Source organism: Nonomuraea sp. NPDC005983 (assembly GCF_040614375.1).
In the GTDB taxonomy this organism is placed as follows: domain Bacteria; phylum Actinomycetota; class Actinomycetes; order Streptosporangiales; family Streptosporangiaceae; genus Nonomuraea.
The window spans coordinates 12,255-34,880 of the sequence record NZ_JBEXUP010000042.1 but is presented as its reverse complement, the minus strand read 5'-3'; the positions used below and the strand labels follow the sequence as shown (position 1 = coordinate 34,880).

The window sequence follows — 22,626 nt, the reverse complement described above, 5'->3', positions numbered from 1 at the left end:
CCCCCTCGGGTGGGTCTAAAGGGGCAGCAAATACCTTGCAGAGTAACGCCACGCGTTCCCATGAACACAGGCAACCCTCAACTTCCTTGCCCCGCTACCGTGGTTGACATGCGAGCCGTTGTTATCACCGAGTTCGGCGGGCCCGAGGCACTGCGCTGGCAGGAGGTGCCCGATCCGCGTCCCGACCAGGACGAAGTCGTCATCGAGGTGGCGGCCTCCGCGGTCAACCGGGCCGATGTGCTCCAGCGCCGCGGGTTCTACGAGCCGCCGCCGGGCGTGCCGCGGTATCCGGGCCTGGAGGTGTCGGGCACCGTGGTGGAGGTAGGCACGGACGTCGAGCAGTTCACGCCCGGTGACGAGGTGTGCGCCCTGCTGGCGGGCGGCGGGTACGCGGAGAAGGTGGCCGTGCCGTGGCAGCAGGTCATGCCGGTGCCCGAGGGGGTCCCGCTGCTGCTGGCGGCCGGGCTGCCCGAGGTGGCGTGCACGGTGTGGTCCAACGTGTTCATGCTGGCCAGGCTGCGCAAGGGGGAGACGCTGCTGGTCCACGGCGGGGCCAGCGGCATCGGCACGTTCGCCGTCCAGCTCGCCAAGGCGCTGGGCTCGCGGGTGGTCACGACGGTCGGGTCCGCGGAGAAGGCGCGGCGGCTCATCGAGCTGGGAGCCGACGAGGTCATCGACTACCGCGAGGAAGATTTTGCGGAAAAAGTGCAGGCCGATGTGATCCTCGACATCATCGGCGCCAGCTACCTGTCCAGAAATATCCAGACACTCCGCACCGGCGGGCGGCTGGTGATCATCGGCCTCCAGGGCGGCAGCAAAGCCGAGATCGACCTCGGCGCCCTGCTCGCCAAACGTGCGTCCGTGCACGGCACCGCGCTGCGCTCGCGCCCCGTCGAGGAGAAGGGGGTGATCGTGCGCAGCGTCGTCCAGAACGTGTGGCCGCTGGTCAGCGCGGGCGCGGTCCGTCCGGTCGTGTACGCCGAGGTGCCGATGGAGCAGGCCGCGGAAGCTCATCGAATGCTGGAATCTGGGGAGCACGTCGGGAAGATCCTGCTAGTACGGTGAGTCTTATGAATGCTGAGGACAACAACACCCCCCACATCGTGGTGGTCGGCCCGGACTTCCAAGGCCAGGGCGATAACGGCGAGGACGAACGATCGGTCACGAACCTGGTCGAGCAGCCCGCCAAGGTGATGCGCATCGGCAGCATGATCAGGCAGCTTCTGGAGGAGGTCCGTGCGGCCCCGCTCGACGAGGCCAGCCGCAAGCGTTTGAAGGAGATCCACGAGTCGTCCATCAAGGAGCTCGAGGACGGCCTCGCGCCCGAGCTGGTCGACGAGCTGGAGCGGCTGTCGCTGCCCTTCACCGAGGAGAACGGCGCGCCCCCCAGCGATGCCGAGCTGCGCATCGCGCACGCCCAGCTCGTCGGGTGGCTCGAAGGCTTGTTCCACGGCATCCAGACCACGCTGTTCGCGCAGCAGATGGCCGCCCGTGCCCAGCTTGAGCAGATGCGCAGGGCGCTTCCAGGGGTGCCGGGCGACGAGCAGCAGCGGCCGCACGGCGGGTCGGGGCCCTACCTGTAGAGCTCTTCGAGTACTCGGGCCACGCCGTCGTCGTCGTTGGCGGCCGTCACGTCGTCGACCGCCGCCAGCACGTCGGGGTGCGCGTTCGCGACCGCGTACGAACGCCCTGCCCAGGCCAGCATGGGCAGGTCATTGGGCATGTCGCCGAACGCCACGACCTGCGACGGCGTGATTGCGTGCGTCGTGGCCAGCGCGGCGAGCGCCGTGGCCTTGGTCACGTCGCGCGCGCTCATCTCGATCAGCCCTCTGCCGCTGGAGTGCGTGGGGGTCACCAGATGGCCCACCAGATCGTGGACGGTGGCGTGCAGGCGGTCGGGGTCCATTTCCGGGTGCAGGGCCAGCAGCTTGGCGCACGGGCGGGCCGCCAACGTGGACGTAACCACCACCTCGTGGGGCGCCTTGCTGTCCAACCCGCCGAGCCGGTATTCCGACTCGTGCACAAAACCACCTTCGTACTCGACCGAAAATGCGAGTTCGGGGACGTTCGCTCGAAGCTGAGCGATGACCTCCTCGAGCACCTCGACCTCGATCAGGTGAGATTCAACTATCTGTTCGGTATGCAGATCGTAGATCAGCGCGCCGTTGGCACAGATGGCCACGCCACGATGCCGTACGGCACGCACCACGCTGCCCATCCAGCGAGGTGGGCGGCCTGTGACGAAGACGAGCATCGCTCCGGATTCCTCGACTTTCGCGAAGGCGGCAGCGGTGCGTGGAGATACGGTTCCGTCTGTCCGCAGCGCGGTACCGTCGAGGTCGGTGGCCACAAGACGTGGCGTGGGAAGGCTGTGCATAACAGGTTCCAGTTTGCCCGGTCATGCCGACGCTCAGAAATCTTCGCACCGACGGGAACACCAACGCTCCAGAATGGTGTTAGATGTGATGGCGTTGTATTAGCTGATCCCGTAGTGAAAACCAGCATGACTTTGTCTGAGCCACCCCGGGTGCTTGCTGTACGACACACCGGGACCCACGAGGTGTGGGTCCCATAGATTCACATCCTGAGGGAGAGCTTTTATGGCTCAGGGAACCGTCAAGTGGTTCAACGCTGAGAAGGGCTTCGGCTTCATCGCCCCGGACGGCGGTGCGCCGGACGTGTTCGTGCACTTCTCCGAGATCGTCGGCAACGGCTACCGCAGCCTTGAAGACGGGCAGCGGGTCGAGTTCGAGATCACGCAGGGCCAGAAGGGGCCGCAGGCTTCGCAGGTTCGGGCTATCTGACGTAGCAGCGAGACAGACCGGGGTTCGCTTCCAGCGGACTCCGGTCTTTCGCGTCTCCGGCCGTACAGCGCCCGTGACACACGGTGAACCATTGTGCGAACGACACGTAACCATCTCGCTACCAACTTCTGGGGAAATGTCGGACCAGTCACAGATGTGACTCGACTCACACGTCCGGACGAACACTCCCTCTTTCTTAAGCATCACCTCATATATGAGGTACGCATGGTTATGTCACCCGGCGACCGTGGTCGCGGTGATAGTGCTGCTGCTCAACGACCACCTGCTCAAACAGGCCTGGCCCGGGCTCGTCACCGGCAAGCTGAGCGACGTGGCCGGGCTCGTCGTGGCGCCGCCCCTGGTCGCGCTCCTCTTCCGGCGCCGCGCCGACGCGGTGGCCGTCCTGCTGACGGGTGCGCTCTTCGCGGTCGTGAAATCCACGGAGACGGGCGCTGACGCCGCCTCCCAGGTATGGAGCCTGCTGGCGGGTCCCTCGCGCGTCCTGGCCGATTCCACGGACCTCCTCCTCGCGCTGCCCGCGCTCGCCGTGGCGTGGTGGGTTCGGCAGCGCACCTGGCGCGACTCCTGGGAGCAGCCCGAGTACAGGCGCGAGTGGCTGGCCAGGCGGTACGGCTACGCGCCGGGCGTGCGCCCGCGGGCTCTGGCTGTGCAGGCGAGGCCCGGTGGGCACGTGGTCGTGGTCGCCGGCGGGCTCGACGGGATCGTGGTGCGGGAGACGTCCGGCGAGTGGCGGCGGGTGGGGTGGCCGGGGCCGCTCGCGTCCATCGAGGACGACGACGGCGTCCTCGATCCGGAGCGCAACGTCGCGATCGTCCTCGCCGTGGCCATGCTGCTGGGGTCCGTCGCCACCGGGCTACGCCGGTACTACCCCGCTTTCACGGTGTTCGCGACGGCAGGGTGTTTCGGGCTTTACGTCCTGCTGGAGGCCCCGGAAGGGCAGTTCGTTCTCGGGTTCGACCCGACCAAGCTGGCCGCCGGTCTGGGTCTGACCGCGCTCGCGGTGGTGGTCTGCGGCCTCCTGGCCATCGCCGGACGCGCCCGGCCCAGCAGGGTCGCCATCCCGCGCCGCTGGTCTACGCGGGCGCGTACCTGCCCTTCCTGGGTTGGTCGGTGGGGGTGCCGCCGTCGTACGCCGCCGCGGTCGCGGTGGCCGTCGTGCTCGCCTCGGGCGCGATAGCCGGGGGCGTCGGGCGCATCAGGCGCGACGCCCGCCGCACGCCCGCCTACTTGGTCGGCTCCAGGACATCGAGCCCCACGTAGGGACGCAGCGCCTCGGGAACCACCACGGACCCGTCGGCCTGCTGGTGGTTCTCCAGGATCGCGACGATCCAGCGGGTGGTGGCCAGCGTGCCGTTGAGCGTGGCCAGGTGCTGCGGCTTGCCGTCCTTGTCGCGGAAGCGCACGCCCAGCCTGCGGGCCTGGAACTCCGTGCAGTTGGACGTCGAGGTGAGCTCGCGGTAGCGGCCCTGGCTCGGGATCCAGGCCTCGCAGTCGAACTTGCGGGCGGCCGACATGCCGAGATCACCCGCCGCCGTGTCGATGATGCGGTACGGGACCTCGATCCGCTGCAGCATCTCCTTCTCCCAGCCGAGCAGCCGCTGGTGCTCCTCGCTCGCGTCCTCCGGGCGGACGTAGGAGAACATCTCCACCTTGTCGAACTGGTGGACGCGGATGATGCCGCGCGTGTCCTTGCCGTACGAGCCCGCCTCGCGGCGGAAGCACGACGACCAGCCCGCGTAACGCAGCGGCAGCTCGTCGCCGTTGAGGATCTCGTGGGCGTGGTAGCCCGCCATCGGCACCTCGGACGTGCCGACCAGATACAGGTCGTCTTCGGGCAGCCGGTAGATCTCCTTGTCGTGTGCGACGTGGAAGCCGGTTCCCTGCATGGTCTCGGGCTTCACCAGCACCGGAGTGATCATGGGGACGAACCCGTACTCGATCGCCTGCTGCATGGCCATGTTGAGCAGCCCGAGCTGCAGGCGCGCGCCGACGCCCTTGAGGAAGAAGAACCGCGAGCCCGAGACCTTCGCCCCGCGCTCCATGTCGATGGCGTCGAGCCGCTCGCCCAGCTCCAGGTGGTCCTTCGGCTCGAAGTCGAACACGCGCGGCTCACCGCAGGTCTCCAGCACGACGTAGTCGTCCTCGCCGCCGTGCGGCGCGGCCTCCTCGACGAGGTTCGGCACCGTCTGCAGGACGTCGTCGAGCTCGCCCGCCAGCTTCTCCGCCTCGGCCTCCGCGGACTTGACCTGGGCCGCGAGATCCTTGGCCCGCTGGAGCAGCGCGGCCTTCTCCTCGCCCTGCGCCTTGGAGACCGACTTGCCGAAACTCTTCTGCTCGGCACGCAGAGACTCGAACGAGGTCAGCGCGGCGCGGCGGCGCTCGTCCAGGTCGAGCAGCGTGTCGACGACGGAGTCGTCCTCGCCGCGGGCACGCTGCGAAGCCCGTAGCCGGTCGGGATCCTCACGAAGAGTACGCAGGTCAATCACAAGGAAAGGCTACCGGCGCGGAACCGCCGAACGCCCCTCGATTAAACCCGACCGTCGCGGACTCGCGCCAGCCAGTCGCCCGCCTCGGCGAACTCGGCGTCGGCCGTACCCCGCTTGATCTGGGGAGCGACGCCGTCGGCACGCGGGTAGCTGCCGAGGAAACGCACCTCGCCGCAGATGCGGTGCAGCCCCGAGAGGGCCTCGCCGACGCGGGCGTCGGCCACGTGGCCCTCGAAGTCGAAGTGGAAGAAGTAGCGGCCGATGCCGTCGCCCGTGGGCCGCGACTCGATCCGGGTCAGGTTGACGCCGCGCACCGAGAACTCCGTCAGCATCTCCAGCAGCGCGCCCGGGTGGTCGTCGGCCAGGAAGACCACCAGCGTGGTGCGGTCGGACCCGGTCGGCTCGGGCAGCGCGCCCGGCCTGCTCACCTTGACGAACCTGGTGACGGTGTCGGCGCGGTCGCCGATGTTCCTGGCCAGCTCCACCAGCCCGTAGCGCTCGCCCGCGATGCGCGCGGCGATGGCCGCGTCGTACGGCGACCCGGGCAGCGACACCTCCTGCGCCGCGGCGGCCGTCGAAGGCGCGGCCACCACGACCGCGTCGGGCAGCTCGCGCGCGACATAGGCGCGGCACTGGGTGATCGCCGCGGGATGCGTGTAGACCCGCTTGATGTGCCCGATCTCGGTGCCGGGACGGGCCAGCAGCGAGAACTGCACCGGCAGCAGCAGCTCGGCGGTGATCAGCAGCGGCTCGCCCCAGGCGAACTCGTCCAGCGTCGAGGTGATCCCGCCTTCCAGCGAGTTCTCCAGCGGGACGACGGCGCCGTCGGCCTCACCGCTCCGCACGGCGTTCAGCGCGGCGCTGACCGTGGCGCACGGCAGACGCTCGGCCTCCGGCTCCAAAAGCCGCAGGGCCTCTTCGGTGAAGGTCGCCTCAGGGCCGAGATAGGCGAGTCTGGGCATGCGTACAGAGTATCCGCAGGTTGGCGCGTCGTGCGAACCTTTCAGCGCTTTATCGGCTGCGGGGTGAAATGCGGCCCGAGCCCCAGCCTGGCCGCGCGAACCGCCTCCTCCTCTTCGGGCGACAGCGGCTGCACCCCCTTGCCGCTCACCACCGACCGCACGTACGTGCGGGTCTCAGAACTCCCGTTGATCGAGGTCAGGACGATGCCGTCGCCCAACGCGTTGATCATCGCCACCGAGAACGAGAGCCTGCCCGTCATCTCCTTCAGCGCGTCGTAGCGGTAGACGGCCACGTCGCGGATGGCCTTCAGATCGCTCCTGCCCTCGCTCGACTGCGTGGTGAGCAGCTGCCGGCACTCCTCGGCCGTGGCCTTCGCACCTCGCAGCGCCTGATGGCCGATGACCACGCCGGTGACCCCGGCGACGACCCCCACGATGACCCATACGGTAACCAGTACGTCACAGAGGGTAACGTCTCGGCTAAAGGCTTCCCCGCCGTTTCGGCAACCACGCTCCCAGCAGCCAGACCAGGCCGAGCGCCCCCAGCCCGAACCCGTCCTGGACGATCTTGCCGAGGACCGGGCTCAGCACCGGGATGTCCGCCGCCTTCAGCGCAACCCCCCACCACGGGATCGGCACCACGAAGAACAGCCACACCCCCGCGGCCACCCGCAGCCTGACCGGATCGCGGCCGTCGCCCACGATCGCCCCCAGCACCACGACCACCCAGGCCAGATGGTGGATCCACCCCACCGGCGACAGCAGCGCGGCCATCAGCCCGACCAGCGCGACAGCGGTGACCGGATCGTCCGCCCGGTAGGCGTCGCGCGCCGCGCGGAACCCGAACCAGCCCACCACGGCCACCAGCACCACCCACAGGCCCACCGTGAGCCCGTCGGGCAGGTACAGCCGGATCAGCATGCCCCGGATCGACTGGTTCGTCGTCGCCGCGTTCGCCCCCAGCCGCTCCGGGTCGAGCAGCGCGGAGAACCAGAAGTCGGCGGCGTCCTGCGGGATGATGGCGAACGGCAGCAACGTCAGCAGGGCGGCGACGAACGACGCCATGAAGAACGTCCGCCACTGCCGCGTCACCAGCAGGTAGATGAGGAAGACGCCCGGCGTCAGCTTGATCGCCGTGGCCAGGCCGATCAGGAACCCGCGCGGCCACCACGGCCGCCTGGCCGCGCAGTCAGCCAGGCAGAGCGCGACCAGCAGGATGTCGATCTGGCCGAACCGCACCTGGTCCCTGATCGGCATCAGGTACGCGCACGCGACCATCAGGAAGGCGAACAACCAGGGCGCGTGCCTGCCCAGCGCCTCCCTGCCCGGCGCCTCCTTGCCCAGGACCTGCCTGCCCAGGACTTGCCCGCCCGGCGCCTGCCTGCCCAGGACCTGCCTGAACGAGAATCCGACGGCCACGCCCAGCGCCACGAAGACGCCCGCCGTCCAGACCCACTGAGCCGTCACCCACGGCATCTCTGCCAGCAGCACGGCCAGCAGCGCCGCGATCGGCGGGTAGGTGAAGGGCAGCAGCTGCGGGGCCGGGGTGAAGAACCCGTAGACGGGGCGGCCTTCGAGGATCATCTGGCCGCCGGTCCGGTACACGTCGAGGTCGACGAGCCGCTGGTCGTCCGGGTTCGTCAGCCACTCCCGCACCAGCGGGACGACCGCGACCACGATGACCAGCACCGCGACCGCCCACGCCCACCACTGCCGCCGGATCGTCCGCACCTCGACACTCGCCACGATGTGGCAGGCTACCGTGGCTGTTGTTTGTCGAGGACGCACATGCGGGGGTTCGGACATGCCAGGGGTCACCGTCGGCGAGCCCGCAAACCCGCCCTCTCGCCCCTCACGTCTCGCCTCGCACGAAGGCCACGCACGGCCAGCACCCACGCGAGGGCGGCCGGGCATGCGGGCAATGGCCACGCGGGCGATGGCCGCGCTGGCGCTGGGCCTCGCCCTGGTGACGCTCCCCGGCACGACCCCAGCCGGCGCGGCGACGGCCGAACACGTCCACACGGCGACCGAGTCCGGCAAGCACACCGGCCTGACCGGCACAACCACGTCGATGGGCGACCACGCCACCGCGAGCACATCCCTCAACACCGCAGCAGGTGAGCACACCACGCTGACCACCCACCTCGGCCCGGTGACGGGCGGCCGCAATGCCCCGATCGCCTCCCGGGAGCAGGGCGCCCGGGTCGGGGCGACCGCGCGGGGACGTGTCGCGCTGATCGGTGTCCCGGGGCTGGAGTGGAGCGACCTGGACCGGTCACGCACCCCGAACCTGTGGAAGCTCGTCACCGAAGGCGCGTCCGCCTCCCTCTCGACCAGGGCCGTGCCGCCCCCCGACCGGGGCGTCACCTGCCCCGTGGCCGGGTGGCTCACAGTGTCGGCGGGGCAGCGATCCGGCACGGCGGGCAGAGGCTGCCCCGCTGCCCCCGCTCCTCAGCCGAACGGCGAGGGCGCGGCCGTTCCCGGCTGGGCCCAGCTGGCCGCGTACCAGGGCGGCACCGGCTACGACGCCCAGCTCGGCACCCTCGGTCAGCTCGTGACGGACGCGGGTGGCAAGGTGGCCGCGGTCGGCCCTGGTGCCGCGCTCGCCGCCGCCGACAAGACCGGAAATATCGCCAAATACGCCGACAGCCCCGACTCACTGACCGACCTCACCCCCTACAACCTGATCGTCCTGGACGCGGGCGACCTCGCCACCGCCTGGTCCCGCCAACCACTCGACGAGTACGGTGTCCCGACCCCTGTCTCGCCGTCCACCAGGCAGGCAGCCGCCACCCAAGCGGACCGCCGCGTCGGCGCCCTTCTCGGCAAGCTGCCGTCAGACACCACGATCCTGGTGGCCGGAGTCTCGGACATCACCCCGGCCGCGCACCTGCACGTCGCGATCGCCACCGGCCCCTCCCCAGCGGGCGGACCGTACCGGCACGGCTACCTCACCGCCACCTCCACCCGCCAGGACGCCCTCGTCACGATCACCGACCTGACCGCCACCACGATCCAGCTCCTGGGCCTGGACGCCCCCCGTGCCGTGGTCGGCCGCGCCTGGCTCAACGACGGCTCCGCCCCCGCCACCCCCACCGACACGGTGACGGAACTGTCGGACACGGACCTCGCCAGCCAGGTCCTCCGCGACGTCCGCGGCCCGTTCTTCGCCGTCTTCGTGACGGTCCAGCTCCTCTTCTACGCCTTCGCCGCCCTGGCCCTCCGCCGCCGCCGCTCCACGTCCGCCAACACCCCCACCGCAGGCTCGACCGCATCCACACCCCAAACCCCCGAAGGGGAAGCACCTCCGTCGCCCGCCTCGGTGACGGAGGCCCCCTCCGGTAGCCCAGCCGCCTCCACGGAGCGGACCCCCGGGACCTCGCTCCTGGGCTCGCCGGCAGGCTCCGGCGCCGTCACGGACGGGGGCAAGCTGGCGAGCGCGTCCAGGCTGCTGGTCGCCGTGCAGGTCGTGGCCGTGCTCAGCGGCGCCATCGCGATCTCCACCTTTCTCGCGCAGTTGGTGCCCTGGTGGAGCCTTCCCGCGCCGATGCTCGCCCTGATCGTCACGATTCTCGGCATCGCCGGACTGATCACCGCCCTGGCGTTCGCCGGCCCGTGGCGGGCGCACGTGCTCGGACCGCTCACCGTGGTAGCGCTCATCACCTCGTTCGCCCTGCTCGTCGACGTGATGACCGGCTCCACGCTCCAGGTGAACGCCGTCACCGGGTACGAGCCCGTCACCGGTGGACGTTTCTACGGCTTCAGCAACATCGCCTTCGCCATCTACGCGACCGGCACCGTCCTCGGCCTGGCGGGAGTGGCCCAGTGGCTGCTCGGTAAGGGCACGTCGCGGCCTCTCGTGCTGCTGGTGTGCACCTTGTACGGCGGCCTGGCGGTGTTCGCCGACGGGTGGCCGTCGTGGGGCGCGGACTTCGGCGGCGTTCCGGCCTTCGTGGTCGGCTTGGCGGTGTTCCTCATCCTGCTCTCCGGTCGTCGGGTCTCGGTGGTGAAGCTGCTGCTGGTGGCGGTGGCGGGCGCCGTGCTGATCGGCGCGATCGCGGTGTTCGACTGGCTACGTCCGGACGCGCAACGCACCCACCTCGGCACCTTCGTGCAGCAGATCATCGACGGCCAGGCCTGGACCGTCGTCGGCCGCAAGTTCAGCGCCATGGTCGGCGTCACCATCGGGAACTGGTCGCTGACCCTCCTGTCGCTGGTGGCGCTGGCCTTCCTCTTCCTGGTGCTGGACCGCCCGTCGCGGTGGGGGGCGTCGGCGCTCGGGCAGGCCTACAAGCTCGCCCCAGCTCTGCGCGCGGGCCTGTTCGGCGCCCTCACCTGCGCCTTCATCGGTTTCCTCATCAACGACTCGGGCATCGCCATCCCCGCCATGGCGCTCACCGTGGCGGTGCCGCTCACGCTCGCCGCCTGTGTACGCGCCCTCCAGCTCTCCAGGCCCACCACACCAGAGCCACAGTCAGCGCCAGCAGCACCCACGGAACGACCTGAGCCCTGACGACGGTGGTGAGCCACGCGAGGTTCTCCGGCAGCACGCCGACTCGCGCCGGGAGGTAGCCGAGCGACAGCACAAGCAGGTGCAGCACGACAAACCGGTCGAGCGTGGACAGCGTGGACCGGTTGAGCCCGGAGGCCGCCACGAGTGGCAGCACCCCGAACGCCAGCCCGTCGTACCAGGGCAGCGCGTACGGCGTCGCGAAGAGATAGGCGACGACCAGCACAGCCGCGACGAGCGGCGCATCGAGCTCGGCGCGAACCGTGGCGGCAGCTGTCGCACGGGAGGCGAGGCGGAACAGGACCCAGGCCACCAGGGCCAGGACGAGCAGGGAGCCGACCTGGATCTCCGCCCGGTAGGCACTGCCCGTGCCGACGATCGACTGCAGCCAGCCCTGGACCAACCTCCAGAACGAGGCGAGCGAGATCGACTTGCTGGTGCGGCTCACGGGGCCGATCGCCTCCGGGCCGGCGATCGCGTAGCCGACGACCACCACCGCCAGGGCGGTGCCTGCCATCAGGGCCAGGCGTCCTGGTCGCCGCCGCAGCTCCCAGGCCGGGCCCAGCGCGACGATTCCGGCGTTGACCTTTATCGCGACGCCCAGGCCGAGCAGGGCGCCGGATCGGATCGGGCGGGCCCTGGCCACCAGGGCCGCGACCATACAGGCGATGGCCAGGGTGTCGACGTGCACTCCCGCGACCAGTTGGTAGAGCAGGAGCGGGTTGGCCGTCCACAGCAGCGCGGCCCTCAGGCGGTTCGCGGGATCGTCTCTGGTGAAACGGTCGATCAGCAGACCCGTGGCGATGAAGGCGGCGGCGTTGAACAGGGCGAGCACGAAGATGGTCAGCCGGAGCGAGTCGCCGCCGACCAAACTGGCCAGGGCCTGCACGGCCGTCGCCACGGGGCCGTAGACGGTCGGCTCTTCACGCCAAGGGGCTTCCACCGCGTCGGCGATGGGATCGCCCGGCATGTCGGCTGCGCCGGTGGTGTACGGGTTGACGCCGAGCGTCACCATGCGACCGTAGGCGGCGTAGTTGAGGTGATCGCCGGAGCCCGAAGGGGGCAGGAAGGCGAGCACGCCTGCTGCGACGCATCCGATGAGCACGAGGACCTGGGCGCTCGGCCGCCAAGGGCCGCCCCTGGCCTGCTCGCGCCGCTGTGAGACCACTGGTGTGCGGCCGGCTCCGGACGGACCGTGCGCCGTCGCCTTCGACGTGAGGTCGATGTGGTGGGCGCCATCGGAGGCGGGCACCGAGGTACTGGTCGGCGAGCTGGTCGCTGCCAGGGCGGCGAGCAGGCCGAGGGCGCCGACGATGATCGCGGCTGCGGCGAGCGCGACGACCAGGTGCGAGGCCGCGTGTGCGTTCAGGGAGTACGGCGGCTGCCAGGCTGGGCCGCTCAGCGCGGGAACCGCGGCCGATGGGCCGAGGAGGCCGATCGTGATGGTCAGCAGGATCGAGACGCCGATCGCTGCCACTGCCGCCCTGGCGAGCCAGTCGGGCGCCCATCCGCGCCGCTTCTCCGAAGTCACCCGCAAATTCCAGCACACTCAGCTGCTCGTCAAACCCCAGCATGGGGGCCTGTGGATAACTGGAGCCCCTCGGCCAACCGGGTCGCTCCGGGGCGGGCGCGGTCGTGAGGAGGCGCCGCGACGTGGTGAGTGGGGGGTGGGCAGGCGTTGCGGGAACGCGGTTGCCGGCAGCGAGGAAGGCTCGTTTGTGGGGCGGTCGTTGGTAGGGGGTGTTGGTGGGGTTTGGGTTGAAGAACGAAGGGTGTTGCTTGGGCGGCGACTGGCTACCGATTGGGGCGGAGTTTGTTGAGGTTTTGGGCGATTAGCGGCTCGCGGGTCGCCAGAGCGAGGGCCACGTCCCGCAACTGTCTGGCACGGTGCAGTTGGGCGCGCCAGTCGGTTCCGGTGGCCCTGTGGGCCATCTCCACCTCGACCTCCACCACTCGGAACCCCTTGCGCAGCAGGTCGATCGTCAGGCCGGTCTCCACACCGAAGCCGTGCGCGAGCGGGCGGGCCGCCTCGAAGGCGTCGCGTGTCAGGCAGCGCTGGCCGTTCAGGGGCTGGGACGCGGTGAAGCCCGTGGCGCGGCGGATGCCCTCTCTGGAGAGGCGGACCACCATGCCGTGGCCCCCCAGCTTCACGCGGGTCGCGAACACCGCGATGGACATGTCGGCCGCACCTGAGCGGATCGGCTCAATGAGGGCGGCTGCCGCCTTGGCCGTCTCACCCAGGTCGGCGTCGAGGAAGAGCAGGTGGCGGGCGGTGTCGGTGTCGAGGAGCCGGACGGCTTCCGCGCCGCTCTCCATGGCGGCCGCCTTGCCCCTGTTGCGGCTGTGGCGTACCACCCTGGCGCCCGCGGCCCTCGCCACCCTGCCCGTCTGGTCCGTCGAGCCGTCGTCGACGACCACGACGAGGTCCACGCCGGGCAGGGCGAGGGCACTGGTCACGGTGGGGCCGATGCGATCGGCCTCGTCCTTGGCGGGGATGATGACCGCTACATCGCTCACCGTTGCTCGCCTGTTCCGCGAACGGCCTTGGCTGTCGGCCGTTCGCTGATTCGGATAGGTGGTGTCATGACTTGTCGGAGATAAGGAACTCCTGCGGCACCTCGTCGTGCACGGTGAACACCGAGTCCAGCCCGGTGACCTGCAGGATCTTGCGTACGGCGGGGCGGGGCGCGGCCATGTCGAGGACGCCGCCCTGCTCCTTGATCCGTTTGAGTGCTGAGAGCAGCACGTTCATCCCCGTGGAGTCACAGAAATCCACGGCGGACATGTCGATGACCACGCGGCTGGGCCCGTCCTGCAACAGCCGAGTGAACTCCGCCTGCAGATGGGGTGCCGTATAGAGGTCGATTTCACCGGCGATCGCAACAAGTGCATGGCCGGCATGTGATCGAGTCGAGACCTTGAGCTCCACATGGGCAGGCTAGCGGCGCGACGGCTTCCGGTCACGTTCTCTCGCCGATAGGCGAACGACAGGTTTTTGTCCCCCGTTTAGGCTCCACGGAAACGGAGAGTACGCGAAGCTTGACAGCGTGACACCGGCCAGGCCGGCAAGGGGGAGGCCCGGAAACCTCCGCACCGGTCGCCACTTCATCCAGAGGGAGGGGCGGGGCGAGAGCACGGGCCCGCGCATCGATGAACAGAGAACACCCTGAAGATCCCCAGCGTCAGCAGCTCCGCGAGAGGCTGGAGGCCATCCTCATCCGCACGGGGAAGGCCGCCTCGTGGCACGACGAGGCCGGACGGCTTCGCGAGCTGGTGAACCACGACGGCTACGTTCCCGTCCACACCCGGCTGGCCAGGGAGGACCTCGACTTCCTCGCCGGCGCCCGCGACGACCTGCTGACGTTCGCCGAGCTCGGGCTGCGGCTGCTCGACCTCCACCAGCCCCGCGACGCCGGCGGCATCACCAGCGACTCCGCGCATCCGATCCTGCGGTGCCGGAGCTGCATGTGGCGATGGCCGTGCCCGACATTTCGTGCGATGTCGGAGTCGTTCAGCACCGCCCGCGACACCTCCCTCTCGGAGTCGCTCTGACTGGACGGTTCGGGGTTGGCTGAGCGCCCTCGCGCGGCCAGGTGAGGGGGCACGCGCGGTTGCGCCGGAAGCGGCGTCGGGCTGGGCACGCGCGGTTACGGAAGCGGTGGCGGGCTGGGCACGCGTAGTGGCGTAGTTGGGCGGGACGGCGTCGGGCCGGGCGGGCGTCCTGGCGTGGCCGGGCGAGGAGCGGCGACGGGCGGCGTGGTCGGGCTGGGGGCCACGTGGCAGGGCAGGGTGGCAGGGCCGGACGTCAGGTCACCAGGGGCAGGCGGATTTCGAAGCGGCAACCGGGACCGTCGTTGACCACGCCGATGACGCCGTCGTGCGCCTCGACGATGCCCTGGGCGATGGCCAGGCCGAGGCCGGCGCCGCCGTCCAGGGTGGGGGTACGGGCCGTTTCACCCCTGAAGGCGACGTCGAACACCCGGGGAAGATCCTCCTCGGGGATCCCTCCACAGCAGTCGGTGACCGACAGGCAGGCCATGCCCGCGTCCACGGCCGCCCGGAGGACGACGGTCTGGTCCGAGGGCGTGTGCCTGATGGCGTTGACGACGAGATTCCCGAGGGCACGGCTCAGAGCGCCCGCGTCGGCCGTGACGGGAACCGCCTCGGCCGCCTCCGCCGAGAGGCGCACGCCCTTGGCGCGGGCCAGCGGCTCGGCCCCCGCGAGGGTGTCGGCGACCAGGTCCGCCAGGCCGATCTTGGACGGGGAGAGACGGAGGGCGCCCGCGTGGATCCTGGAGAGCTCGAACAGGTCGTCCACCATGGCTGACAGGCGTTCCACCTCCAGCTTGATCTGGGCGTGGTAGCGGGCGACGGTGTGCGGGTCGGCGACGACGCCGTCTTCGAGCGCCTCGGCCATGGCCCGCATCCCGGCGAGCGGGGTGCGCAGGTCGTGGCTGACCCAGGCGACGAGCTCACGGCGGGCGCCTTCCAGGGCGCGTTCCCTGGCGTACGCCTCCTCCAGGGTGTTGGCGATCGTCTGGAGCTCGGCGGGCAGGCCGCGCGGCGCGGTGAAGGGCAGGTCGCGCACCGCGGCGACGAGCCGCCTGCTCTCCCCCACCACCCGTCTGGCCAGAACGTACGCGACCCCGAGCCCGACCAGGCCGCCGACGGCGACCACGCTGAGCACGATGTCCCGGACGGGGCCGTCGATGATCATCTTCAGCGTGATCGCCACCACCCCCGCGAGCGTCGCGGCGATCGCCACCACCATGACGATCGCGAGCATGACCCCGATCGACCGGGTGCGGAGCCACCACATCACCGCGACGCCCAGGATCGCCACGAGCAGCCCCAGCCCCGCGGTGACCGCGATGATCATCCCGAGGTCGTCCATCGCGGCCTGCGCGGCCACACCTCCGTCTCCGGCGGACGCGAAGCCGGCAGCCGCGAATCCGGCCACGGCGGTCACGGCTCCGTCTCCAGCGGCTCGTACCGGTACCCGACCCCCCAGACCGTGACGATCCGCCGCGGTTCGGTGGGGTCCGGTTCGATCTTCTCCCGCAGCCGCCTGACGTGCACGGTCACGGTGGACGAGTCGCCGAACGACCACCCCCACACCTGGTTCAGCAGCGCCGACCGGCTGAAGGCCTGCCTGGGGTTGCGCATCAGGTAGGCGAGCAGGTCGAACTCGCGGGCGGTCAGCATCACCGCGCCGTCGCGCAGCCGTACCTCGTGTGCGCCCACGTCCACCACCAGGTCGCCGTCGCGCAGCACGCCCGTGCCGCCCGTGACCGACGCGCCCCTGGCGCGGCGCAGCACGGACTGGACCCGCAGCGCCAGCTCGCGCGGGCTGAACGGCTTGGTCACGTAGTCGTCGGCGCCGGTCTCCAGGCCGACCACGCGGTCGATCTCCTCGCCGAGCGCCGTCAGCATGATCACCGGCACCGGCCAGCGTTCCCTGAGCTTCTTGCACACCTGGAGGCCGTCGATCTTGGGCAGCATCAGGTCGAGCACCATCAGGTCGGGCGGCCTGGCCAGCGCGCGACGCAGCGCCTCGGCACCGTCGCCCACGCACTCGACCTCGTGTCCGTCGCGTTCCAGGTACCGCGCGACGACCTCCGCCACGGTCGGATCGTCGTCGACCACCAGGATGCGGGTGTTCACCTTCTCACCGTACGGCGGGCCCTGACGAGGGGAAGGGGAACCGACACCGACGTCATTGGTTCGTAAGCCTCGCGGATCATGTCCGCAGGACGTACGGTGGGCACATGGGTCGAGTAGTCATGCTCGTTATCGGCGCCCTTCTGGCGCTGTTCGTGTTGTTCAACTTCATCCTCCCCATGGTCGTGGGGCTGTTGAAGATCGCACTGGTCATCGGAGTGGTCGCGCTGCTCGTGTTCATCGCGGTCACCATGGTCGGTAAGTCGTCCTCGTCGCAGTGACGACGCTGTTCCTGTTCGATCCGTGGCTGGTGGGCGTCACCATGGTGGCGATCCTGCTGCTGGCCACGTGGGCCGCGACCCTGCTGCCTGTGAGCGGCACGGCGCGGCCCGGTTTTCCGCTGGTCTACGCCAGGCGTACGGCGTTCCAGCGTCAGCGTGACCCCGACGCGGCCGGGAGGCCGCGTCCGAGAGCTCCGTCACCGCGCCCCGCTTCCGGCTGAAGCGGGGCTCTGCGCACGAGCCCCGATCCCATCTCCTGATCGAAGGGCTCATGATCGATTCTCTCGTCACATTCGTCATCGGCGTGTCGGGCGGCAACGCCGCTCTCGGCATCGTGCTGTTCACCCTGACCGTCCGGGTCCTGTTGCTGCCGCTCGGCGTCAGGCAGGCGCGTGCCGCCCGCGTCAAGGAGCGGCTGGCTCCCAAGCTGCGGGAGCTGCAGAAGCGGTACGGACGCAGTCCGGAGCGGCTGTCCAAGGAGATGTCGGCGCTCTACGCGAAGGAGGGCAGTTCGCCCTTCGCCGGGATCCTTCCCGGGCTGGCGCAGGCGCCGTTCATGTGGCTGATCTTCCGGGTGGCCACGCATCCCACGGCGCTGGCCGGGCACCAGCTCTTCGGCGCTCCACTGGGCCAACAGGTCGCGGGTGTCGTGGCTAATTTCGGTCTGGTCAGCTGGCCGGTTTTGGTCTTTGCGGTGGTCATCGTGCTGATCGCGGTCGTGGCCTGGTTCGCGTCCCGAAGGATCAAGGTTTCCGAGGAGCAGCCGGAGCTCGTGCGGAGGCTGCTGCCGCTGCTTCCGTTCGGGGCCGTGCTGGCCGCGACGGTGCTCCCGCTGGCGGCCGCGCTCTACCTGCTCGTCTCCACGGCGTGGACGGCCGGGGAGCGGGCCGTACTCGCCGCCCGGCCGCTCTGAGACCGCGGCTACCCGGCCTCTCTCAGGGCGTGGACCTGCCCGTTCATCTTTCCGTTGGGGGCGGGCAGGATCGCCCACACCGTGGTGGTGTCGCCCTCGTGGCGGACTCCCCAGCTCTCCGCGACGTACTCGACGATGCCCAGCCCTCGTCCGCCGAGGGAGGACAGAGTGGGGCGGGACGCGCGCGGCTCGGTCGCCGCACCGCCATCGCTCACCGCCACCTCTACATGATCTTCGCTTCGCAGCCAGGCCACCCTGACCATCCCTGAGGGCAGCGGATGCGCGTGCCTCAGGGCGTTGCTCAGCAGCTCGCTCACCACGAGGACGGCATCGTCGATCGCTGGGGCGAAAACCCCGCAATCCTGCAGGTCAGTACTTAGACGCTGGCGGGCGACGGCGACACTGGACGGCGCGTACGGCAGCAGCACCACGCTTGACACACCCACCTCCCCGCTCCCAGTGCCCCCCGTGGGAACACACCCCGGTACGACCGAAATGCCCCGTTACTCAATCCCAGAAACCGCATCTCGATCACAGCTTGTACACATTGGACGATAGATCAGCGCATCCGTGACCACCTCGTTACCGCATCGGTGTGTCGGATCCGATAGTGGGAGCACGGCCCATGACGAGCTTCATCCTGGTGCCCCCTCCGGGGCGCGGATGCGCGCTCACCTCTCCGCCCTGGGCCCTGGCGAGGCTACGCACGATGTAGAGGCCGAGCCCGACGCCGCCGAACCTCCTGCGGTCGCCGCTGTCGGCCTGGACGAACCGCTCGAAGATCCGCTCGCGGTCGTGCGCCGCGATGCCGACCCCCTCGTCGTCGACCACCACGATCACCGTGCCGTCCTCCGCCCAGGCCTGGACGCCGATCAGGCCGCCCTCAGGCGAGTACTTGAACGCGTTCTCCAGGAGCTGCCCGAGGACGATGTCGGTCGCCAGCGCGTCACCCCGCACGGGCGGCAGGCCGTCGGGGACCCGCACCTCCACCCGGTGCCTGTCGGACAGCACCGGCAGGCCGAGCGTGGCCGCGCTGATCCGTTCGGCCAGGTCGAACGTCTCCACCCGCACGGCCGGCTCCTCCGCACCCGCGCGAGCGCCGAGCAGTAGGTGGTCCATGAGCTGCGCGAGCGACCTGGACCGCTCGGCGATGGTGTGGACGGCCGAGCGCCGCTCGTCGTCGCTCAGCTTGTCCCAGCGTGCGGCGAGCGTGCTCGCGAACCCGCGCACGATCGTGATCGGGGTCCGCAGCTCGTGGCTGGTGGTGGCCAGGAACAGATCCTTCGCCTCCTCCAGCGCCTTGGCCGTGGACACGTCCCGGAAGTCGACGACCAGCTCGCCCGTCTCCTCGATACGCGCGCTGACCACGTCCAGCCAGCGGCCGGTGTCGAGCTGGAAGGTCAGCTTCTCGCCCGGGTCCGGCACGGGGAAGGGCGGGTGCCCGCCGATCACGGAGTCGGCGGGCATGGCGGTGATCTCGGCCGCGGCGGGGTTCCAGCGCAGCACCCGCCCGGCGCCGTCGAGCACGGCGATGCCGTCGGCGCTGGCGTCGAAGATCGCCCGCTCGTGCGCGCGCTGGCGGACCGCGTCCTGGTAGGCCATCGCATTGCCGACGGCGATACCCGCGTGCCCGGCGAGCAGCTCCAGCAGTTCCAGCTCCACATGGCCCGGTTTGCGCCTGGCGAACAGCGCGTACAGCGCCCCGTAGGGGCGGCCGCCGACGGCCGCCAGGCCGAGCGCGATCGTGTGCAGGCCGCTCAGCTCGGCCCACACCAGCTCGTCGAGCCCCTGCGACTCCAGCATGACGGTCTTGCCCGTACGTAAAAGCTTGCCGACCAGGCTCGTGTGCAGGTCCGTGACGGTGCCTCTGATCGAGTCGGGTAGCTGGTACGTGCTGACCAGCCGGAGCAGGTCGCCCTCGATGAGCACGAAGCCGCCCGCGTCGGCGCCGGTCAGCTCGGTCAGGCTGGCGGAGATGCGGTCGAGGACCGCCGGCAACTCCAGCTCGGCGTTGATGTCGCCCACCACGTCCGTGAGCCTGCGCACCAGCCGGGCGCGGCGGGCCATGCGCTGCCCGGCGGCCTCGTCGGCCTCGGCCAGGTGGTGGACGCACACGTACCCCGCCACCGAGCTGCCCTGCCGCAGCGCGCTGATGTCGACCCGCAGGTCGAGCACGGTGCCGTCGCTGCGTACCCGTTTGGTGCGCAGCGACACCTGCCCGCCCGTCCGCACGCGTTCGAGCACCGCGTTGTGCTCCGCCGTCAGCTCGCCCGGGACGATCGGCACTCTGCGGCCGAGCACCTCCTCGGCGGTCCAGCCGAAGAGCCGCTCCGCGGCGAGGTTCCAGACGAGGACGGTCTGGTCCCTGTCGAGCGCGACCACCGCGTTGGGCGAACTGGCGAGTACCGCACTTGCTGTTTCCTGGTCACTACTGGCCCTGTAGTCCCCCACACCTCCATAGTGCCTGTGGCGTCGTGCCGCCGACGGGCGATCCGTCCGATACGCTGCGGTCACGGCTTTCCGAGGAGGGTGAGGGTATGTCGAGCAATGACCTCGATGCCCTGTTGCGGGTTACCTCCTCCACATATCGCGGAGAGGCGCCGCCCGACATCGCATTCGGCACCTACGACGGAGCCGTCGGCAGGCTGGTGCTGGCCGTGACGGGCAAGGGCCTCGCGGCGTGCAGCTTCGAGCCGGAGAACCGGGTGTTCGAGCAGATCATCCGGCACGTCGGTACGTTCGTCGGCCCCGATCCCGGCAGGCTCGACCCGGTACGCAGGGAGCTCGACGCGTACTTCTCGGGCCGGCTGCGCACCTTCGCCACGCCGGTCGATCTGGCGCTCGCCACGCCCTTCGCGCGTACGGTGCTGCAGAAGACGATGGCGGTGCCGTACGGCACGACCACGACCCTGGAGGAGATCGGCGAGCGCATCGGCAGGCCGCGCGCGCTGCGCGCGGTCGGCAACGCGGTCGGGGCCAACCCCGTCTGCGTGATCGTGCCGTGCCACCGGGTCGTGCACGCCGACGGCGGGCTCGGCGACTACGCGGGGGGCGTGGCCGCCAAGCAGCACCTGCTCAACGTCGAGAGGCGCGCCTCAGTAGCCCGATGAGCAGCGTCACGAGCGCGGCCACCACCGCCGCGCCGAGCGCCCCGTTCATCCAAGGCTGCCTGGTGAAGCCGATGGCCTCGCGGGCCGACGCCCAGAACGCGTCCCAGGCCTTCAGGGTGGGGGTCGAGGTGGTCAGCCAGTAGGCGACGAAGCCGAGCGCCCAGGGCAGCACCATGGACCACCGCGCGGGAGCGTCCTCGGCGGTGTTCCACCAGGTCGAGCCGCCGAGCAGGAAGTAGTCGACGGCGAGCACCGCGAACATCGGCACGAAGACCGCGCCGATCACGCCGAGGAACGCCCCGTACGAGGTCACGTCCACGATCAGGGCGATGACGACCGTGATCACGCCGATGGCGGTGGAGAAGATCCGCCGGTCCACCCTGGGCATGAGGTTCTGCAGGGAGACGGTGGTCGAGTAGACGTTGGCGAAGGACTGGTCGGTCTCGCGCAGCACCAGGATGCCGAAGAACAGCGCGCCGAGCGGCGCCGCGATGAACGGCTCGAAGACGGCGGTGCTGTCCTGGAAGACCGCGCCGGCCCCGGCGATGGCCACCGCGTAGACACCGAGGCCGAGGCAGGCCACCTGGGCCAGGGTGTAGCCGCCGACCACGCCGGTGAACGCGGCGCGGCTGGAGCGGGAGTGCCTGGCGAAGTCGGCCGCCATCGGCACCCACGAGACCGACAGCGCGATCACGTAGTCGACGGCGGGGGCGAAGGCCGTCCAGGACCCGCCGGTCTGCGGCTGCGCCTTGCTCAGGAAGACCACGGCGAACCAGACCAGCGCCACGATCACGCCGGCCGTGACGTACCTGCGCAGCAGCCTGATCGCGCCGAGCGGCCAGATCGTCAGCGCGGTGGTCAGCACGCCCGCGGCGATCACCCACACCTGGTAGGGCACGGAGGTCCCGAAGATCGCCGTAGCCGCCTTGGCGATCACCCACAGCTCGAACGCCCCCCAGCCGAGCATCTGGACGATGTTCAGCACAGTCGGGACGTAGGAGATCCGCGTCCCGAACAGGCCGCGGAGCAGCACCATCGCGGGACGCCCCGTCTGCGTGCCCGGCACCGCCGCCAGGCCCACCATGGCCGTGCCGATCAGGCTGCCGACGAGCGCCGCCACGAGCGCCGCGGTGAGGCTGAGCGGCGTGCCCTGGAGCGGGTCGAGCAGAAACAGCGCGCCGGAGAAGCCGAGGAGGCTGACCCCGAGGTTGGCCCAGAGCGCGCCCTGGTCGAGCACGCCGAGGGTCTTCGGGGGAGCCTCGTCGAGGGTCAGCGGAACTTCGTTGACGCCATGCGTCATCGCACACTCCCTACGCCGGCATTACCCGGACAGGTTCATGCGGTCGGCGACGGCTTCCAGTCGCCCTCTCAGCCCGATAGCCCCGAGCTCCCGCGGTTGGACGTGTAACGAGCTGCGATCACCCCAGCTCGCGCCCCAATGATGCACCATTCGCCCGCATTCAACTACCCCACCCCCGGCTACTCCCCTGCGCCCGCTCCTCCCGCGTGATCAAGACAGGGGACTTGCTCACCTACGTCAACAAGGAGGACGTCGGCGACGTCACGCTCATGTGGTCGCGCACATGCAAGGCGGCCTGGGGCGTGATCAAGGTTTCCCCGCGGGCGACCGGTGCCATCCTGCTCGCCACCGATCTCAAGGAGAAGGGGAAGACGTCCTACCGCAGGTATACGGCGGGCAAGGGCGGACGTCACTGGGGGCCGATGTTGGCGGTGGCCCCCCGGGAGATGCGTGTACGCCTGGGCCGAGGCGTCGACCGGCCGCACCGTGAAGGACTCCGGGCATGGGCAGACCGCGATGGCGTGCCCGGGTCTACCCGGTGAGCCCTACCCGGCCTTTCACGCCGACCACACGGCGTC

General features: G+C 70.1%; 24 protein-coding genes and 1 riboswitch. Of the genes, 11 read left to right on the top strand and 13 right to left on the bottom strand.

Features of this window, described 5'->3' with window-relative positions; translation table 11 throughout:
• Window positions 1-108 precede the first annotated feature (108 nt).
• Window positions 109-1,065: an NAD(P)H-quinone oxidoreductase gene (locus ABZ297_RS20015; RefSeq protein WP_355347929.1), complete on the top strand. Its 957-nt coding sequence runs from the start codon at window positions 109-111 to the stop codon at window positions 1,063-1,065.
• Window positions 1,066-1,070: 5 nt separating this feature from the next.
• A complete protein-coding gene (locus tag ABZ297_RS20010; protein ID WP_355347927.1) occupies window positions 1,071-1,583 on the top strand; it encodes a bacterial proteasome activator family protein in 513 nt (170 codons plus the stop codon).
• On the opposite strand, the gene ABZ297_RS20005 is transcribed toward ABZ297_RS20010, so the two are convergent.
• The gene (locus ABZ297_RS20005; RefSeq protein WP_355347924.1) at window positions 1,574-2,350 is read right to left on the bottom strand and encodes an HAD family hydrolase; all 777 of its coding nucleotides are present in this window, start codon (window positions 2,348-2,350) and stop codon (window positions 1,574-1,576) included. The genes ABZ297_RS20010 and ABZ297_RS20005 overlap by 10 nt on opposite strands.
• A 250-nt stretch (window positions 2,351-2,600) precedes the next feature.
• Between ABZ297_RS20005 and ABZ297_RS20000 the strand changes: the two genes are divergently transcribed.
• Both ABZ297_RS20000 and ABZ297_RS19995 read left to right on the top strand, forming a co-directional pair.
• Window positions 2,601-2,804 (top strand): cold-shock protein, encoded by a 204-nt coding sequence (locus ABZ297_RS20000; RefSeq protein WP_043619750.1) that lies wholly within the window; start codon window positions 2,601-2,603, stop codon window positions 2,802-2,804.
• A 214-nt stretch (window positions 2,805-3,018) separates the two neighbouring features.
• Entirely contained in the window at window positions 3,019-4,002 is a 984-nt protein-coding gene (locus ABZ297_RS19995) for a hypothetical protein (protein ID WP_355347921.1), read from the top strand.
• 46 nt (window positions 4,003-4,048) lie between these two features.
• Here ABZ297_RS19995 and serS read toward each other — a convergent pair whose 3' ends face one another.
• The 4 genes from serS to ABZ297_RS19975 are packed head-to-tail and all read right to left on the bottom strand — an operon-like array spanning window position 4,049 to window position 8,019.
• Complete coding sequence (serS, locus tag ABZ297_RS19990) at window positions 4,049-5,311, bottom strand: serine--tRNA ligase (protein WP_355347918.1); 1,263 nt, start codon at window positions 5,309-5,311, stop codon at window positions 4,049-4,051.
• Window positions 5,312-5,352: 41 nt separating this feature from the next.
• The gene (gene pheA, locus ABZ297_RS19985) at window positions 5,353-6,273 is read right to left on the bottom strand and encodes a prephenate dehydratase (protein ID WP_355347915.1); all 921 of its coding nucleotides are present in this window, start codon (window positions 6,271-6,273) and stop codon (window positions 5,353-5,355) included.
• 41 nt (window positions 6,274-6,314) lie between these two features.
• Entirely contained in the window at window positions 6,315-6,707 is a 393-nt protein-coding gene (locus ABZ297_RS19980; RefSeq protein WP_355347912.1) for a DUF4446 family protein, read from the bottom strand.
• A 46-nt stretch (window positions 6,708-6,753) separates the two neighbouring features.
• Window positions 6,754-8,019, bottom strand: coding sequence for a glycosyltransferase 87 family protein (locus tag ABZ297_RS19975; protein ID WP_355347909.1), 1,266 nt, complete (start codon window positions 8,017-8,019; stop codon window positions 6,754-6,756).
• A 166-nt stretch (window positions 8,020-8,185) separates the two neighbouring features.
• On the opposite strand from ABZ297_RS19975, the gene ABZ297_RS19970 reads away from it, so the two are divergent.
• Complete coding sequence (locus tag ABZ297_RS19970) at window positions 8,186-10,786, top strand: hypothetical protein (RefSeq protein WP_355347906.1); 2,601 nt, start codon at window positions 8,186-8,188, stop codon at window positions 10,784-10,786.
• On the opposite strand, the gene mptB is transcribed toward ABZ297_RS19970, so the two are convergent.
• From mptB to ABZ297_RS19955, 3 genes are all read right to left on the bottom strand, one after another.
• Window positions 10,686-12,314, bottom strand: coding sequence for a polyprenol phosphomannose-dependent alpha 1,6 mannosyltransferase MptB (gene mptB, locus ABZ297_RS19965; RefSeq protein ID WP_355347903.1), 1,629 nt, complete (start codon window positions 12,312-12,314; stop codon window positions 10,686-10,688). The two genes, ABZ297_RS19970 and mptB, sit on opposite strands and share 101 nt — an antisense overlap.
• A 263-nt stretch (window positions 12,315-12,577) precedes the next feature.
• Window positions 12,578-13,300, bottom strand: a complete 723-nt coding sequence (locus ABZ297_RS19960; protein WP_355347901.1) for a glycosyltransferase — start codon at window positions 13,298-13,300, stop codon at window positions 12,578-12,580.
• A 64-nt stretch (window positions 13,301-13,364) separates the two neighbouring features.
• Complete coding sequence (locus ABZ297_RS19955) at window positions 13,365-13,712, bottom strand: STAS domain-containing protein (protein WP_350809782.1); 348 nt, start codon at window positions 13,710-13,712, stop codon at window positions 13,365-13,367.
• Between the two features lie 221 nt (window positions 13,713-13,933).
• Here ABZ297_RS19955 and ABZ297_RS19950 point away from each other — a divergent pair, with 221 nt between their 5' ends.
• On the top strand, window positions 13,934-14,335 hold the full coding sequence (locus ABZ297_RS19950) for a hypothetical protein (RefSeq protein WP_355347897.1): 402 nt from the start codon (window positions 13,934-13,936) through the stop codon (window positions 14,333-14,335).
• Window positions 14,336-14,588: 253 nt separating this feature from the next.
• Here ABZ297_RS19950 and ABZ297_RS19945 read toward each other — a convergent pair whose 3' ends face one another.
• The gene (locus ABZ297_RS19945; RefSeq protein WP_355347894.1) at window positions 14,589-15,752 is read right to left on the bottom strand and encodes a HAMP domain-containing sensor histidine kinase; all 1,164 of its coding nucleotides are present in this window, start codon (window positions 15,750-15,752) and stop codon (window positions 14,589-14,591) included.
• Window positions 15,749-16,447, bottom strand: a complete 699-nt coding sequence (locus ABZ297_RS19940; RefSeq protein ID WP_355347891.1) for a response regulator transcription factor — start codon at window positions 16,445-16,447, stop codon at window positions 15,749-15,751. The genes ABZ297_RS19945 and ABZ297_RS19940 overlap by 4 nt, the downstream gene beginning before the upstream one ends.
• Before the next feature lie 104 nt (window positions 16,448-16,551).
• Between ABZ297_RS19940 and ABZ297_RS19935 the strand changes: the two genes are divergently transcribed.
• From ABZ297_RS19935 to ABZ297_RS19925, 3 genes are read left to right on the top strand one after another with little or no spacing between them, the layout of a single operon-like run.
• Window positions 16,552-16,725, top strand: coding sequence for a hypothetical protein (locus ABZ297_RS19935; protein WP_355347888.1), 174 nt, complete (start codon window positions 16,552-16,554; stop codon window positions 16,723-16,725).
• Window positions 16,722-16,946, top strand: coding sequence for a DUF6412 domain-containing protein (locus tag ABZ297_RS19930; protein ID WP_355347885.1), 225 nt, complete (start codon window positions 16,722-16,724; stop codon window positions 16,944-16,946). The genes ABZ297_RS19935 and ABZ297_RS19930 overlap by 4 nt, the downstream gene beginning before the upstream one ends.
• Window positions 16,947-16,996: 50 nt before the next feature.
• On the top strand, window positions 16,997-17,638 hold the full coding sequence (locus ABZ297_RS19925) for a membrane protein insertase YidC (protein WP_355347882.1): 642 nt from the start codon (window positions 16,997-16,999) through the stop codon (window positions 17,636-17,638).
• An 8-nt stretch (window positions 17,639-17,646) separates the two neighbouring features.
• On the opposite strand, the gene ABZ297_RS19920 is transcribed toward ABZ297_RS19925, so the two are convergent.
• The gene (locus ABZ297_RS19920; protein ID WP_355347879.1) at window positions 17,647-18,084 is read right to left on the bottom strand and encodes an ATP-binding protein; all 438 of its coding nucleotides are present in this window, start codon (window positions 18,082-18,084) and stop codon (window positions 17,647-17,649) included.
• A gap of 136 nt (window positions 18,085-18,220) precedes the next feature.
• On the bottom strand, window positions 18,221-20,089 hold the full coding sequence (locus tag ABZ297_RS19915; protein ID WP_355347876.1) for a PAS domain-containing sensor histidine kinase: 1,869 nt from the start codon (window positions 20,087-20,089) through the stop codon (window positions 18,221-18,223).
• Window positions 20,090-20,175: 86 nt separating this feature from the next.
• Here ABZ297_RS19915 and ABZ297_RS19910 point away from each other — a divergent pair, with 86 nt between their 5' ends.
• Complete coding sequence (locus tag ABZ297_RS19910; RefSeq protein WP_355347873.1) at window positions 20,176-20,748, top strand: methylated-DNA--[protein]-cysteine S-methyltransferase; 573 nt, start codon at window positions 20,176-20,178, stop codon at window positions 20,746-20,748.
• Here the strand turns inward: ABZ297_RS19910 and ABZ297_RS19905 are convergent.
• On the bottom strand, window positions 20,714-22,048 hold the full coding sequence (locus tag ABZ297_RS19905) for a cytosine permease (protein WP_355347870.1): 1,335 nt from the start codon (window positions 22,046-22,048) through the stop codon (window positions 20,714-20,716). The two genes, ABZ297_RS19910 and ABZ297_RS19905, sit on opposite strands and share 35 nt — an antisense overlap.
• Window positions 22,039-22,152: riboswitch (TPP riboswitch) on the bottom strand. (Overlaps the previous gene by 10 nt.)
• 102 nt (window positions 22,153-22,254) lie before the next feature.
• On the opposite strand from ABZ297_RS19905, the gene ABZ297_RS19900 reads away from it, so the two are divergent.
• Window positions 22,255-22,590 carry a hypothetical protein gene (locus ABZ297_RS19900; protein WP_355347867.1) on the top strand — a complete coding sequence of 112 codons (336 nt, stop codon included), beginning with the start codon at window positions 22,255-22,257 and terminating at the stop codon, window positions 22,588-22,590.
• Window positions 22,591-22,626 lie beyond the last annotated feature (36 nt).

What these genes read in the sequence shown, in the direction of transcription:
- ABZ297_RS20010 (WP_355347927.1), top strand. Translation starts at nt 1,071, where the DNA reads ATGAATGCTGAGGACAACAACACCCCCCACATCGTGGTGGTCGGCCCG.
- ABZ297_RS20015 (WP_355347929.1), top strand. Translation starts at nt 109, where the DNA reads ATGCGAGCCGTTGTTATCACCGAGTTCGGCGGGCCCGAGGCACTGCGC.
- pheA (WP_355347915.1), bottom strand. Translation starts at nt 6,273, where the DNA reads ATGCCCAGACTCGCCTATCTCGGCCCTGAGGCGACCTTCACCGAAGAG.
- ABZ297_RS20000 (WP_043619750.1), top strand. Translation starts at nt 2,601, where the DNA reads ATGGCTCAGGGAACCGTCAAGTGGTTCAACGCTGAGAAGGGCTTCGGC.
- ABZ297_RS19910 (WP_355347873.1), top strand. Translation starts at nt 20,176, where the DNA reads ATGTCGAGCAATGACCTCGATGCCCTGTTGCGGGTTACCTCCTCCACA.
- ABZ297_RS19950 (WP_355347897.1), top strand. Translation starts at nt 13,934, where the DNA reads ATGAACAGAGAACACCCTGAAGATCCCCAGCGTCAGCAGCTCCGCGAG.
- ABZ297_RS19970 (WP_355347906.1), top strand. Translation starts at nt 8,186, where the DNA reads ATGCGGGCAATGGCCACGCGGGCGATGGCCGCGCTGGCGCTGGGCCTC.
- ABZ297_RS19935 (WP_355347888.1), top strand. Translation starts at nt 16,552, where the DNA reads ATGGGTCGAGTAGTCATGCTCGTTATCGGCGCCCTTCTGGCGCTGTTC.
- ABZ297_RS19905 (WP_355347870.1), bottom strand. Translation starts at nt 22,048, where the DNA reads ATGACGCATGGCGTCAACGAAGTTCCGCTGACCCTCGACGAGGCTCCC.
- ABZ297_RS19995 (WP_355347921.1), top strand. Translation starts at nt 3,019, where the DNA reads ATGAGGTACGCATGGTTATGTCACCCGGCGACCGTGGTCGCGGTGATA.
- ABZ297_RS19925 (WP_355347882.1), top strand. Translation starts at nt 16,997, where the DNA reads ATGATCGATTCTCTCGTCACATTCGTCATCGGCGTGTCGGGCGGCAAC.